The sequence below is a fragment of the Variovorax sp. 38R genome, assembly GCF_014843395.1.
GTDB lineage: Bacteria > Pseudomonadota > Gammaproteobacteria > Burkholderiales > Burkholderiaceae_C > Variovorax > Variovorax paradoxus_H.
In genome coordinates this window covers 405832-418951 of the sequence record NZ_CP062121.1, presented here as the reverse complement: position 1 = coordinate 418951, position 13120 = coordinate 405832, and the positions used below count along the sequence as shown (strand labels likewise).

Here is a 13120-nt window from a genome sequence, read left to right as displayed (position 1 = left end):
TGAAGCGGGGAAACCTGCTCGAGGTGTGAAGCCTCTGATTATGAGCGAAGTTCGGAGCCTCCCGACTCCTGCGCCTCACGCCATGCACGGGCTTCACCGAAATGGCCGCAACCGATGAACGGAACGGGCGGCCGAAGCGCAGAAAGCGGCGAGGGATGATTCGACATCAGCACCTTATGGCGCTCAACATCGATCAACGCGCGCTTACTCTGCGCATGCGAGCCCCATAGCATAAAAACAACAGGCCGTTCGCCCTGCGCCACATGGCGAATCACGGCGTCCGTGAGCACCTCCCAGCCGCGACCTGCATGGCTGGCCGGCTGGGCTTCTTCGACCGTGAGACAGGTGTTGAGCAGCAGCACGCCGTGCGTCGCCCATTTCACGAGGCTGCCGCCCGGGTTCGGAAACGCCGGCGGCGGCGTGCCCAGGTCGCGCTGGAGTTCCTTGAAGATGTTGCGCAGCGACGGCGGCAGGGCCACGCCCGACGCCACCGAGAAGGCCAGGCCCTCGGCCTGCCCTCGCCCGTGGTACGGGTCCTGGCCCAGGATCACGACCCGCACGTCTTCCGGCGGCGTGAGTTCCAGCGCCCGCAGCGGCTGCGGCGGAAAGATCACCGCCCCGGCGTCGAGGCGCTCGCGCAGGATACCCTGCAGCTTCTGCCCGACAGCGCCCGCAAAGAACTCGTCGACCAGCGGCTGCCAGCCCGGCGCCACCGGCCAGTCGGCAGGATCGCTGCTCGACAGCTGATCCGGCCGCGTCATTTGAACAACGCAGCGAGGGCCTCGCCGGGTTCCTTGGCGCGCATGAAGGCTTCGCCGACCAGAAAGGCGTTGACGCCCGCGGCGCGCAGCGTGGCGACGTCCTCGCGCGTGGCAATGCCCGACTCGGTCACCGGCAGGCGATCTGCCGGCAGCTTCGGCAGCAAATCGATCGTCGCCTGGATCGACACCTCGAAGTTGCGCAGGTTGCGGTTGTTGACGCCGATGAGCGCCGTCTTGAGCTTCAGCGCGCGCTCGAGTTCGGCCGCGTCGTGCACCTCGACCAGCACCGCCATGCCCAGTCCGCGCGCGATGGCTTCGTAGTCCTTCATCTGCGTGTCGTCGAGGCAGGCGGCGATCAGCAGGATCGCGTCGGCGCCCATCGCGCGCGACTCGTACACCTGGTAGGCGTCGATGATGAAATCCTTGCGCAGCACGGGCAGGTCGCACGAGGCGCGCGCCTGCTTGAGGTAGTCGACGCCGCCCTGGAAGAACTGCTTGTCGGTCAGCACCGAGAGGCAGGCCGCGCTGACCACGCCGTCGCCCTCGGCATAGCTTTGCGCGATATCGGCCGGAATGAAGTCTTCACGCAGCACGCCCTTGCTCGGGCTGGCCTTCTTGACCTCGGCGATCACCGCCGCCTGGCCGGCCGCGACCTTGGCGCGCAGTGCGGCTTCGAAGTCGCGCGTGAGCACGCGGCTTTCGGCGTCGAAGCGCACGGCCTCGAGCGGGGCGCGCTTCAGCGCAGCGGCGACTTCCTGGCGTTTGACGGCGACGATCTTGTCGAGAATGTCTGACATGGCTTGCTCTGCTTTCGGTGGCACGACGGCCTGATTCTCAGAAGGAGGTGGTGGCCTTGACCAGCTCGGCGAGCTTGGCCTTGGCCGCACCGGAGGCGATGGCCTGGCGCGAACGCTCCACGCCCGCCGGCACCGAGTCGACCACGTTGGCCGCGTACAGCGCCGCGCCCGCGTTGAGGAGCACGATGTCCAGCGCCGGGCCGGCCTGGTTGTCCAGCACGCCCATGAGCATGGTCTTCGACTGCTCGGGCGTCTCGACGCGCAGCGAACGGTTGCTCGCCATCTGGAAGCCGAAGTCTTCCGGGTGCAGCTCGTACTCGCGGATCTCGCCGTCCTTGAGTTCGCCGATCATGGTGGACGCGCCCAGTGAGATCTCGTCCATGCCGTCGCGGCCGTAGACCACCAGCGCATGCTCGGCACCGAGGCGTTGCAGCGCACGCACCTGGATGCCGACGAGGTCGGGGTGGAACACGCCCATCAGGATGTTCGGTGCGCCGGCCGGGTTGGTCAGCGGGCCGAGGATGTTGAAGATCGTCTTGATGCCGAGTTCCTTGCGCACCGGCGCGACGTTCTTCATCGCGGGATGGTGGTTCGGCGCAAACATGAAGCCGATGCCGACCTGCGCGATGCACTGCGCGATCTGCTCGGGCTTGAGGTTGATGTTGACCCCCAGCGACTCCAGCACGTCGGCACTGCCCGACTTGCTCGACACGCTGCGCCCGCCATGCTTGCTGACCTTGGCGCCGCCCGCGGCCGCGACGAACATCGAGCAGGTCGAGATGTTGAAGGTGTGCGAGCCGTCGCCGCCGGTGCCGACGATGTCCACGAGGTTCGTGGTGTCGGCCACGGGCACCTTGGTCGACACCTCGCGCATCACCTCGGCTGCGGCGGTGATCTCGCCGATGGTTTCCTTCTTGACGCGCAGGCCGGTGATCAGCGCGGCCATCATCACGGGCGAGCACTCGCCGCTCATGATGAGCCGCACGATGTGCAGCATCTCGTCGTGGAAGACTTCGCGGTGTTCGATGGTGCGCTGCAGCGCTTCCTGGGGGGTGATCATGAAGAGTCTCCTCGGTGTGTACGTATCGGCAGGCCTCAAGCCTTGAAGAAGCCGCGGATCGCCGCGACAGCGCGGTCGACGCCTGCGGCATCGACGTCCAGGTGCGTCACGAAGCGCAGGCGGTACAGCCCGGTCGCGAGGATGCCCTGCTGGTTGAGGCTGGCGAGCAGCTCCGAAGAACGCGCCTGCGCCGCGCCCGTGAGATCGACGAACACGATGTTCGTGTGCGGCGCCTCGACAGTCAGGCCCTCGATGCCTTCGAGCCCCTGTGCGAGCCGCTGCGCCAGCGCATGGTCGTCGGCCAATCGGTCGATGTGGTGATCGAGCGCATGCGAAGCGGCTGCAGCAAGCAACCCCGCCTGCCGCATGCCGCCGCCCGCCATCTTGCGAATGCGGTGCGCGCGCGCAATGAAGTCACGCGAACCGACCAGCGCCGAACCAACCGGCGCGCCCAGGCCTTTGCTGAAGCACACCGACACGCTGTCGAAGCACTGCGCGATGCGGCGCGCTTCGGCACGGATGTCGCCTCGCTTGTTCAGTGCCGCCTGCGCGGTGGCAGCATTGAAGAGACGCGCGCCATCAAGATGCCGCTGCAGTCCCTTGCGCTTGGCCAGATCGGTGGCGGCCTGCACGTAGTCGAAGGGCAGCAGCTTGCCGCCCAGCGTGTTCTCCAGCGCCAGCAGCTTCGTGCGTGCGAAGTGCGCGTCGTCGGGCTTGATGGCCGCTTCGATCTGCGCGAGCGGCAGCGTGCCGTCGGGCGCGTGGTCGAGCGGTTGCGGCTGCACGCTGCCGAACACCGCGGCGCCGCCGCCTTCCCAGCGGTACGCATGCGCCTGCTGGCCGACGATGTACTCGTCGCCGCGGCCGCAATGCGACAGGATCGCGCACAGGTTGCTCTGCGTGCCGGTGGGCACGAACAGCGCCGCCTCGAAGCCCAGCAGCGCGGCGATCCTCTCCTGCAGCGCGTTCACGCTCGGGTCGGCGCTGAAGACGTCGTCGCCCAGCGGTGCGGCCGCCATGGCCTCGCGCATCGCGGGCGTGGGCTGCGTGACGGTGTCGCTGCGCAGGTCGACGAGGGAAGAGCGGTCGGTCATGGGGGTCAGTCCAGGAAGTTCTTGAGCATGGCGTGACCGTGCTCCGTCAGGATCGATTCGGGATGGAACTGCACGCCTTCGATGCGCACGTCATGCGCAAAGCCGGTGTGCCGCACGCCCATGATCTCGCCGTCGTCGGTCCACGCGGTGACAGCCAGCGCCTTCGGGCAGCTCTCGCGCTCGATCGAGAGCGAGTGGTACCGGTTGACGATGAACTTCTGCGGCAGGCCCGCGAACACGCCCTCTTGCGTGGTCGTGATCTCGCTGGTCTTGCCGTGCATGAGCTGCTGCGCGCGCACGATCTTGCCGCCGAAGGCCGCGCCGATGGCCTGATGGCCCAGGCACACGCCCAGGATGGGCAGCTTGCCCGCGAAGGCCTCGATGGCCGCCACCGACACGCCCGCCTCGGCCGGCGAACACGGCCCGGGCGACACCACCAGCCGCGTCACGCCCGAAGCGATCAGCTCGCCGATCTGCGCGACGGTGATCTCGTCGTTGCGATGCACCTGCACGTCCGCGCCCAACTCGCCGAAGTACTGGACGATGTTGTAGGTGAACGAATCGTAGTTGTCGATCATCAGCAGTTTCATGGCTTGCTCACAATCCGGTGCACGCCCTTCACGACAGGGAACACGTTGAAGTTGATGAGAAGGCCCAGCTTCAGGCCCGACAGGCGCAATGCGGCCAGCACCTGCGCGCGGTGCAGATCGGTCAGTACGTCGACCGCCTTCAGCTCGACGATGACCGACTGCTCGATCACGAAGCCTGCGCGGTAAACATCGCCCAGCGAGCGGCCCTTGTAGCTGGCCGACAGCGCCACGTCGCGCGTGAAGCCGATCTCGCGCTCGGCGAGTTCGATGGCCAGCGCCGCGGCGTAGGCGCCTTCGTCGAGCCCCGTGCCGAGCACACGCTGCACTTCGACGGCGGCGCCGATGATCTCGTGCGAGAAGTCGTTCTGAATGTCGGGTGCGTTGCTCATTCCAGGCCTTCCTCGACCAGTTCGGCGGCACGCAGGAGTGCGCGCGCCTTGGCTTCTGTTTCTTTCCACTCCAGCTCGGGCACCGAGTCGGCGACCACGCCGGCCGCGGCCTGCACGTGCAGCATCTGGTCTTTCACGATGCCGGTGCGGATCGCAATCGCCACGTCCATGTCGCCCGCATAGCTGATGTAGCCGCAGGCGCCGCCGTAGAGGCCGCGCTTGGTGGGCTCCAGCTGGTCGATGAGTTCCATCGCGTGCACCTTCGGCGCGCCGGTCAGCGTGCCGGCGGGGAACGTGGCCTTGAGCACGTCGATGGCGGTCATGCCGTCCTTCAGCGTGCCTTCGACGTTGCTCACGATGTGCATCACGTGGCTGTAGCGTTCCACCGCGAAGGCCTCGGTCACCTTCACGGTGCCGGTCTTGGCGATGCGGCCGATGTCGTTGCGCGCGAGGTCAATCAGCATCACGTGCTCGGCGCGCTCCTTCGGGTCGTTGATGAGCTCCACCTCGGCGGCCTTGTCGAGTTCGATCGACGCGCCACGCGGGCGCGTGCCGGCCAGCGGGCGGATGGTGATCTTCTGCTCGCCGTCGCCCGTGTTCTCCTGGCGCACCAGGATCTCGGGCGAGGCGCCCACCACGTGGAAGTCGCCCAGGTTGTAGTAGTACATGTAGGGCGACGGGTTCAGCGAACGCAGCGCGCGGTACAGCGACAGCGGCGACTCGGTGTAGCGCTTGCTGATGCGCTGGCCCACCTGCACCTGCATGAAGTCGCCGGCGGCAATCATCTCTTTCGCGCGCTCGACCGCGGCGATGTAGTCGGCCTTGGCAAAGCTGCGCTCGGGCGGGTGAGCCTGCGTGGGCTTCACGACGGGCGCGCTCACCGAGTACTTGAGCTTGTCCTTCAGCTCGCGCAGGCGGCGCTTGCCCACGGCATAGGCCTCAGGCTGCTTCGGGTCGGCGTAGACGATCAGGTAGAGCTTGCCCGACAGGTTGTCGATGACCGCGAGTTCTTCGCACTGCAGCAGCAGGATGTCGGGGCAGCCCAGCGTGTCGGGCGGGCAGCTTTTTTCGAGCTTGCGCTCGATGTGGCGCACGGTGTCGTAGCCGAAGTAGCCGGCCAGGCCGCCACAGAAGCGCGGCAGGCCGGGTCGCAGCGCAACCTTGAATCGCTTCTGGTAGTCGGCCACGAAGTCCAGCGGATTGCCATTGGCGGTCTCGACAACCTGGCCGTCGGTCACCACTTCGGTGACGGCCTCGTCGCCGAAGCCCGAGGCACGCAGCAAGGTGCGCGCCGGCAGGCCGATGAAGCTGTAGCGCCCGAAGCGCTCGCCACCGACGACCGATTCGAGCAGGAAGCTGTGCTTGCCGCCGCCCTGCGAATGGGCGAGCTTGAGGTACAGGGAAAGCGGCGTTTCGAGGTCGGCAAAGGCCTCGGCCATCAGCGGGATGCGGTTGTAGCCCTGGGCGCTGAGGCTCTTGAATTCAAGTTCGGTGATCACGGATCGTTCTCCAGTTGCCTGCCGGCGCTCCTTTGGCCGGTGGCAAGGTCATTCACTGGTGGCCCGGAATCGATGCGTCGATCCGGAACCGCGGGCGCACGGCGTGCGCCGTGCAATCAAACAGTCAGCGATGTATGGCGACGCCAGGGCCAGGCTCCCCGGCTGCCTTCACCTGTTTGAATGATGTGATGAACGAACATGGAGCGCCGAGTTTAGCCCACGAAAACGGCGCCTTGTGCAACCGCTGGCTTCAGGGTTCCCCCGGGCCCTGCGGGATAAAACGAAAAGATACATTCGCACGACCGTTCGCAAATTCAAGGAGACTCACTTGTTCGCCCTCCCGCTCCCGGCCGTGTTCTCCCGCCTCGCGGCGTTCGCTTTTCTTTCCGCCGCGCTCTGCGGCGGCGCCTTTGCGGCGCAGGTCGACGTGGCCGGCGTCAAGCTCGAAGACCAGATGGACCTGCGCGGCGCCCCGCTGGTGCTGAACGGCGCAGGCATCCGCTACAAGACCATCATCAAGGTCTACACAGCCGGGCTGTACCTGGGCAAGAAGGCCTCGACCACCGAGGAAGCGCTGGCTGTGCCGGGCCCCAAGCGCGTGGCGATCACGATGCTGCGCGACATCGACGCCAACGAGCTCGGCAAGCTCTTCGTGAAGGGCGTGGAAGACAACTCGCCCAAGAGCGAGATGGTCCACCTGATCCCCGGCCTGCTGCGCATGGGCCAGATGTTCGCGGACCAGAAGCAGCTCAAGGCCGGCGACACCTTCACCATCGACTGGGTGCCCGGCACGGGCACGCTGATCACGGTGCGCGGCGTGCCGCAGCCCGATCCGGTGAAGGAAGTGGCGTTCTTCAATGCGCTGATGCGCATCTGGCTAGGCCCGAACCCGGCCGACTGGAAGCTGAAGGACGCGCTGCTCGGAAAGCAGTAGCCCGTCAGGCCGCCGCGAGGTCGGCCAGCGAATCCACGAACCCGTCCGCATCCACGCCGCGCACCGGCTCGCCGTGGTTGTAGCCGTAGGTCACCAGCACCACGGGGCAGCCGGCAGCGCGCGCGGCCCGCGCGTCGTTGCTCGAATCGCCCACCATCAGCGTGCGCGACGGCACCGTGCCCAGCGCCTCGCAGGTCTTCAGCAGCGGCAGCGGATCGGGCTTCTTGCGCTCGAAGGCATCGCCGCCGAACACCTGCTCGAAGAAACCGTCGAGCCCCTTCGCGGCCAGCAGCGGCTTGGCGAACGCTGTCGGCTTGTTCGTGAGGCAGGCCAGCCGCAGCCCACGCGCGCGCAGCGCCTTCAGGCCTTCGACCACGCCGGGGTACGCGGACGAATGGCGGCCGTTGATCTCCAGATAGTGATGCTGGTAGCACTCCCAGGCGCGATCGAACAGCGCCGCCGGGGCCGGCGCGCCCACATGCGCCAGCGCCGACAGGATCAGGTGCTCCGAGCCCTTGCCCACCATGTGCTCGATGGCGGCGGGCGGCACCGGCGGCAGGTCGAGGTCGCGCAGCATGCGGTTCAGGGCTTCGGCAAAGTCGCCGAGCGTGTCGACCATGGTGCCGTCGAGGTCGACGATGGCAGCGTCGAAACGGGAAAGGTCGGTGCGAAGAGTGTCCAAAACAGGCGGCTCCCGGGGAGCGAAGTGGGTGGTGGATGCGCGAGGCACGCATTCTCCCCCGGCCGCAAAATAGGCGCCTATGACTTCCACGCCCCCCCCGCCCTCCGCCCCTCGCCCCATCCGCACCGCCGCCACGCTGGTCGTGCTGCGCGACGGCCCCGACGGCCTCGAGGTGCTCATGCTGCGGCGGGCCGAAAAAACCAACGACCAGAACAGCGGCGCCAGCGTCTTTCCGGGCGGCATGGTCGATGCGCACGACCGGCTGCTGCACCCGCTGTGTGCCGGCCTGGACGATGCCGCCGCGAGCGCGCGCCTGGGCCTGCCCGAAGGCGGGCTCGACTTCCATGCGGCGGCGATCCGCGAATGCTTCGAAGAGGCCGGCCTGCTGCTCGCGAACGATGTGCAAGGCCGGCCGGTCGAGCTGCTCACGCTCACGTCGGGCGAACTCGATGCCATGCGCGCCGCCGCCGAGCGCAGCACCGACGCCCTCCTCGCACTGTGCGCGCAACGGGGCTGGTGCCTCGCCGTCGATCGCGTCTCGTACTTCAGTCACTGGCTGACCCCGCCCGGCATGCCGCGCCGCTTCGACACGCGTTTCTTCGCCGCCGCCATGCCCGCCGGCCAGGAGGTGCGCCCCGACGGGCGCGAGACCGTCGAGCACCTGTGGCTGAAGCCCGCCGATGCGGTCAGCCCCGCGCGCGGCCTCAAGCTGATGAACGTGACGCGGCGTGTGCTCGAGCACCTGGGCACCTTCGCCAACGTCGGCGACTTCATGGCGCATGCGCACGCGCTGCGCCGCATTCCGCTGACCATGCCGCGGCTGGCCGATGGCCCCGCAGGCCGTCGCCCGGTGAACATGGAAGAGCCTGCCTACGACGAGATCGGTCACCTCGACCCTGACGGCCAGGGCGGCGGTCGCTATGCGCTCGAAGCGGGCCTCGTCACGCCGCTGTCCGCGCGCGTGCTGCGCGTCGTGCACGACAGCGGCCTCAACAGTTTTGTGATCGGCGGCACCGAAGGCTGGGCGCTGATCAACCGCGTGCCCGGCGACGCGGCGCACGAGGCTGCGCTGCGGGCGGCGGCGGCCGGGCCGGTGCGATGGGTGCTGTCGGCTGACGCTGCGCCGCAGTCCCTGGACCTTGGCGGCGCCACGCTCCATGTGTTGGGCGCACAGGGTTTCCTGCTGGCCGAGGAGCGCATGCTGTTCACGGACGACGTAGTAAACGTCGCCGTCGAAACGGATCACCTTGTCGAATGGATCGTGCCCTCGCGCGGCTTCATGCGCCGCCCGGCGTCGGCTGTCGCCGACTGAGCCACCGCACTCGCGTCAGGCCTGCTGCGCTTCCGTCAGCGCCTGCGCCGCCACCACCGCCTCGGTGCGGTTGCGCACGTTGAGCGCACGGAAAATCGCCGCGAGGTGGATCTTCACCGTGCCTTCGCTGATGCCCAGGCTGCGCCCGATCAGCTTGTTCGGCTTGCCTTGCGACAGCAGCTGCAGCACCTCGACCTGCCGCTCGGTCAGCACGTTGCGCAGGTGTTCGAGGGTCTGGGTGCCGCCGCCATTGCCGCCGCGCGCAAAGGGCTCGCCCCCTGCCGAAGACGACGGCGACACACCAGCCACGATGCCCGGCGGCAGCGCCGTGAGCATCATCGGCGGCACATACACGCCGCCCGCCAGCACGAGGCGCACGGCCGACAGCATGACTTCGGGGGAATAGGCCTTGGGAATGAAACCGAGCACGCCGCGTTCGAGCGCGCTGCGCATGATGGACGGGTCTTCGTAGCCCGACAGCACGATCACCGGCACGGCCGGATGTCGTCGCCGGATTTCGTCGATGTGGGCCTGCCCGTCCGCGCCGGGCATGTTGAGGTCGATCAGGGCCAGGTCGAGATCGTCGGTGGCGCCGGCAAGCAGCTCGTCGACGCTCAGCGCCAGGACGAACTCGATGCCGGTGCCCAGCTCCGACAACTTGGCTTTGACCGCCTCGATGACGAGCCGGTGGTCGTCGGCGATCAGAATTTTCATGGCATACCCCAGTGTCCCAACGTCAATGTGCATTGGATTCTTCTGCGACTGCGAAGATAACGGCGATTGTCCCGTCCCACAAGGCCGCTGCGCCCTACCAACGGCATAGACCCCAAGCGGTATGGCGGCCCGTTCGGCGCGTTGAAAAAATGAACGCCTACTCGAACCACCGGGGACATGGGCATGTGCGATCGCTGCAGGCGCCGGTGCACGGCATGCTTCGCAATGCACGCTTGAGAAGCGGGCATCCCTCATGGCCCGCCTGCTCGACTGCTTCTCGCCCTTCATTGCCTTCGGTCTCGGCCTGGACGCATCGATTGCCGCCGGCCGCCCCACCCTCCCCCACGACGACGCCCAGCGCGAGGCCCTGCGGCTGCTCGACATTGCGCGCGCCGACGCCCGTGACGCGGGCGCCAGCGCCACGCAGATCGAATCGGCCGCCTTCGCCATGGTCGCGTGGCTCGACGAGATCCTGGGGCGCCACCCCGATGCGGTGGACGGCGCCGCGCCGCTGCAGGTGCAGCTGTTCAACTCCAACAACGCACACAGCGAGTTCTTCCACCACCTCTCGGCCCTCGGCGCGCACGATCACGAAGTGCGCGAGGTCTACTGGCACGCGCTGGCGCACGGCTTCAAGGGCCAGTACTACTTCGAGTCGGGCGACGAAGGCGAGCTGGGCAAGCTGAAGGACCTGCACGGGCGGCAGCTGCAGCCGCGCCCGGCCGAACTCGAAGGCCTGGCACAAGAGGGCGCCGCGCTGCCACCGCACGACGTGCGCGACCTTCATGACCCGCGCGGCCTCGCCGCCCTGCGCCGACGCCGGCGCGACCGCACGCTGCGGCGCACCGCCGCCGCGCTCGCGGTGCTGCTGCCCTCGCTCGTCCTGCTGTGGCTCTGGCAGGCCGGCCCGCCGGCGGCCGACACCGCCCTCACGCAGCGCATCGACCAGCAGCTCGCCAGCTACGCCTGCGCCGACCTCGAGGCGTCGATCGACGCCGATGGCCGCCCGCGCGTGACCGGTTTCGTCTCGCAGCGCGACGACCTGCTGAAAGTGGCGGACGACGTGGCGGCCATTCCCGGCGTGCGCGCGCCCCACTTCAACATCGGGCTGCGCGTGTGGCCGCACTGCGAGGTGTTCGCCATCCTCAAGCCCTCGCAGGCGCGCAACCGCCAGAAGAAACACGGGCTCAGCGTGAGCGCCCCCTCGGCCATCGACGGCCGGTTGCGCGAGGGCGATGCGGTGCGCGTGCAGGTGGTGGCACCGCACCACGAGAGCTACATCTGGGTCGACTACTTCACCGCCGACGGTTCCGTGATGCACCTGAACACCGGGCCGGCCCCGACGCGGTTGCGCGCGGGCGAGTCGCTGGAGCTGGGGCGCGACATCCCGTCAAGCTGGCTCGTGAGTCCGCCGTTCGGCAACGTGATGATCACCGTGCTGTCGGCGCCGATGCCGTTCAGCGAGACCTCCAACCGCCCGCCATACGAGATGGCCTCGGCCTACCTGCTGCGCCTGCGCGAGGCGCTGGCGGCCAGCAAGAACAGCGAGCGGCTGATCGCCGATCTCATCTCGCTGGAAACCGTGGCGCGCTGAACGTGGTCAGCGCGCGCAGCCGCTGAAGCTACTTGGCCGCGTCCACGCGGATCTGCCGCGCGCCGAAGGTCACGTTGAGTACCTGCGCCTGGCCCGGCGTGACCGCGCGCACCTCGCGCCAGCGCGCGCGATCGAGGTCGCGGAACGCGGCCATCACGCCGATCGCCTTGGCATCGGCCGGCAGGGTGAGGTCGAGCTTCTTGCTCTCGCCGGGGCGCAGCAGCATCTCTTCGCGCTGCACCAGCTCGGCGCCGAGCGTGGCCTGGTCTTTCTCGAACAGCGAGAAGAAGTCGGCGCCTTCGAAGGGCCCCGGCGTCTTGAGCGCGTAGACGCGCACTGTGAGCGGCGAGGCGCGGCCGCGCGCGTCGGGATTGGCATCGGCGGCGGCCGTGAGCGTGATCGACACCGGCGTGACCACCGGTTTGCTCGCGCAGCCTGTCAGCCAAAGACCCGCTGCAGCAAGGCCAAGGGCCGCGATACGGCGCCGCGATGCGGCAGCAAGAAGGCCCTCATAGGACGAATGGTGTGTACCCAACGTGCGCATGCTATTCCCTTCGTTGCATTGACCGGTCCTGACGCATCTTTGATTATCACCAGCGAACTCGAACAGGCAACATGCTGACTCCACAACTCGTCGACGCACTGCTCACGCCCATCGGCGAGGCCTCGCCCTGCGGGGACGACCTGGAGTACGACGCGGACTTCATGGCCCTCACCGCTGCGGCGCAGGGCAAGGCCGAACAGCAGTTCGGCGACACCGTGATCCCCGCTGTCGAACCCGACTGGCGCGACGTGGCCGAACGCGCCGACGCGCAGTTGCGCCGCAGCAAAGACGTGCGCGCCGCCGTGCTGCTGTTGCGCGGCGCCACGCGCCTGCAAGGCACCGTCGGCTTCGCCACCGGCCTGCAATTGCTCACCTCCCTGCTCGACACCTTCTGGGACGGCATACATCCAAAGCTGGATGCGGACGACGACAACGACCCCACCATGCGCCTGAACGCGCTCGCGCCGCTCGGCGACGACAGCATGGTGCCGCGCGACCTGTACGACGCCGTGGTGGGCAACGCGCCCGGCGTGGGCCCGATCCGCGTGCGCGACATCGCCATTGCGCACGGCGTGCTCAACGCCGTCGGCGGCGACGCCTCCTATTCGCCCGCGCAGGTGCATGGCGGGCTCGAGGCGCTGCACGCAGCGAACCCCGAGCAGCTGCAGGCCGCCATCGGCCTTCCCGCGCTGCTCGACCGCCTGCAGAAGCTGCTGGGCGAGCGCACCGGCCGCACCGATGCAGTAGACCTCGGCACGCTGCGCACCGTGTCGCGCACGGTCGCCAAGGCCTGCACGGCAGCAGCCGGCGCACCAGAAGCATCGACCGACGAGGGCGCAGTCGCAGACGGCGACGCACCCTCTGGCAACGCGGCACGCCCGGCCGCAGCGCGCGGCGAGATCCAGAACCGCCAGGACGCGGTGCAGATGCTCGACCGCGTCATCCGCTACCTCGAACAGGCCGAGCCCGGCAACCCCGCGCCGCTCCTGATCGAACGCGCCAAGAAGCTCATCGGCGTGAGCTTCCTGGACATCATGGCCAACCTCGCGCCCGGCGCGATGGACACCATCGAGACCGTGACGGGCAAACGCCAGTCCGAATGACCGACCCCGTTTCCACCCGTTCCCCTTCATTCCCGCAAGGAGCATCG

14 protein-coding genes are annotated in these 13120 nt (G+C 68.1%); 4 read left to right on the top strand and 10 right to left on the bottom strand.

Annotation, left to right across the window (positions count from 1 at the left end; all coding sequences use genetic code 11):
• Positions 1-38 precede the first annotated feature (38 nt).
• The 7 genes from IG196_RS01805 to trpE are packed head-to-tail and all read right to left on the bottom strand — an operon-like array spanning position 39 to position 6190.
• On the bottom strand, positions 39-761 hold the full coding sequence (locus tag IG196_RS01805) for a uracil-DNA glycosylase (RefSeq protein ID WP_192194742.1): 723 nt from the start codon (positions 759-761) through the stop codon (positions 39-41).
• Complete coding sequence (gene trpC, locus IG196_RS01800; protein ID WP_192194741.1) at positions 758-1558, bottom strand: indole-3-glycerol phosphate synthase TrpC; 801 nt, start codon at positions 1556-1558, stop codon at positions 758-760. Before trpC ends, IG196_RS01805 begins: the two co-directional genes overlap by 4 nt.
• Positions 1559-1595: 37 nt before the next feature.
• Positions 1596-2618: an anthranilate phosphoribosyltransferase gene (gene trpD, locus IG196_RS01795; protein ID WP_192194740.1), complete on the bottom strand. Its 1023-nt coding sequence runs from the start codon at positions 2616-2618 to the stop codon at positions 1596-1598.
• Between the two features lie 35 nt (positions 2619-2653).
• Positions 2654-3712, bottom strand: a complete 1059-nt coding sequence (gene ltaE, locus IG196_RS01790; RefSeq protein WP_192194739.1) for a low-specificity L-threonine aldolase — start codon at positions 3710-3712, stop codon at positions 2654-2656.
• Between the two features lie 5 nt (positions 3713-3717).
• Positions 3718-4302, bottom strand: a complete 585-nt coding sequence (locus IG196_RS01785) for an aminodeoxychorismate/anthranilate synthase component II (protein WP_099794847.1) — start codon at positions 4300-4302, stop codon at positions 3718-3720.
• The gene (locus IG196_RS01780) at positions 4299-4691 is read right to left on the bottom strand and encodes a GxxExxY protein (RefSeq protein ID WP_056584604.1); all 393 of its coding nucleotides are present in this window, start codon (positions 4689-4691) and stop codon (positions 4299-4301) included. The genes IG196_RS01785 and IG196_RS01780 overlap by 4 nt, the downstream gene beginning before the upstream one ends.
• Positions 4688-6190 (bottom strand): anthranilate synthase component I, encoded by a 1503-nt coding sequence (gene trpE, locus IG196_RS01775; protein WP_192194738.1) that lies wholly within the window; start codon positions 6188-6190, stop codon positions 4688-4690. Before trpE ends, IG196_RS01780 begins: the two co-directional genes overlap by 4 nt.
• A 328-nt stretch (positions 6191-6518) precedes the next feature.
• Between trpE and IG196_RS01770 the strand changes: the two genes are divergently transcribed.
• The gene (locus tag IG196_RS01770) at positions 6519-7124 is read left to right on the top strand and encodes a chalcone isomerase family protein (RefSeq protein ID WP_192194737.1); all 606 of its coding nucleotides are present in this window, start codon (positions 6519-6521) and stop codon (positions 7122-7124) included.
• Between the two features lie 4 nt (positions 7125-7128).
• Here the strand turns inward: IG196_RS01770 and IG196_RS01765 are convergent, their stop codons facing one another.
• Positions 7129-7806, bottom strand: a complete 678-nt coding sequence (locus IG196_RS01765; protein WP_225616896.1) for a phosphoglycolate phosphatase — start codon at positions 7804-7806, stop codon at positions 7129-7131.
• Between the two features lie 79 nt (positions 7807-7885).
• Between IG196_RS01765 and IG196_RS01760 the strand changes: the two genes are divergently transcribed.
• Entirely contained in the window at positions 7886-9118 is a 1233-nt protein-coding gene (locus IG196_RS01760) for an NUDIX hydrolase (protein WP_192194735.1), read from the top strand.
• A 15-nt stretch (positions 9119-9133) separates the two neighbouring features.
• Here the strand turns inward: IG196_RS01760 and IG196_RS01755 are convergent, their stop codons facing one another.
• A complete protein-coding gene (locus IG196_RS01755; protein WP_101488422.1) occupies positions 9134-9832 on the bottom strand; it encodes a response regulator transcription factor in 699 nt (232 codons plus the stop codon).
• Positions 9833-10085: 253 nt separating this feature from the next.
• Here IG196_RS01755 and IG196_RS01750 point away from each other — a divergent pair, with 253 nt between their 5' ends.
• Positions 10086-11426 carry a DotU family type IV/VI secretion system protein gene (locus IG196_RS01750; RefSeq protein ID WP_192194734.1) on the top strand — a complete coding sequence of 447 codons (1341 nt, stop codon included), beginning with the start codon at positions 10086-10088 and terminating at the stop codon, positions 11424-11426.
• A gap of 28 nt (positions 11427-11454) precedes the next feature.
• Here IG196_RS01750 and tssJ read toward each other — a convergent pair whose 3' ends face one another.
• The gene (gene tssJ / locus IG196_RS01745) at positions 11455-11970 is read right to left on the bottom strand and encodes a type VI secretion system lipoprotein TssJ (RefSeq protein WP_192194733.1); all 516 of its coding nucleotides are present in this window, start codon (positions 11968-11970) and stop codon (positions 11455-11457) included.
• 71 nt (positions 11971-12041) lie between these two features.
• Between tssJ and IG196_RS01740 the strand changes: the two genes are divergently transcribed.
• Complete coding sequence (locus tag IG196_RS01740; protein WP_192194732.1) at positions 12042-13073, top strand: ImpA family type VI secretion system protein; 1032 nt, start codon at positions 12042-12044, stop codon at positions 13071-13073.
• Positions 13074-13120: the final 47 nt, after the last annotated feature.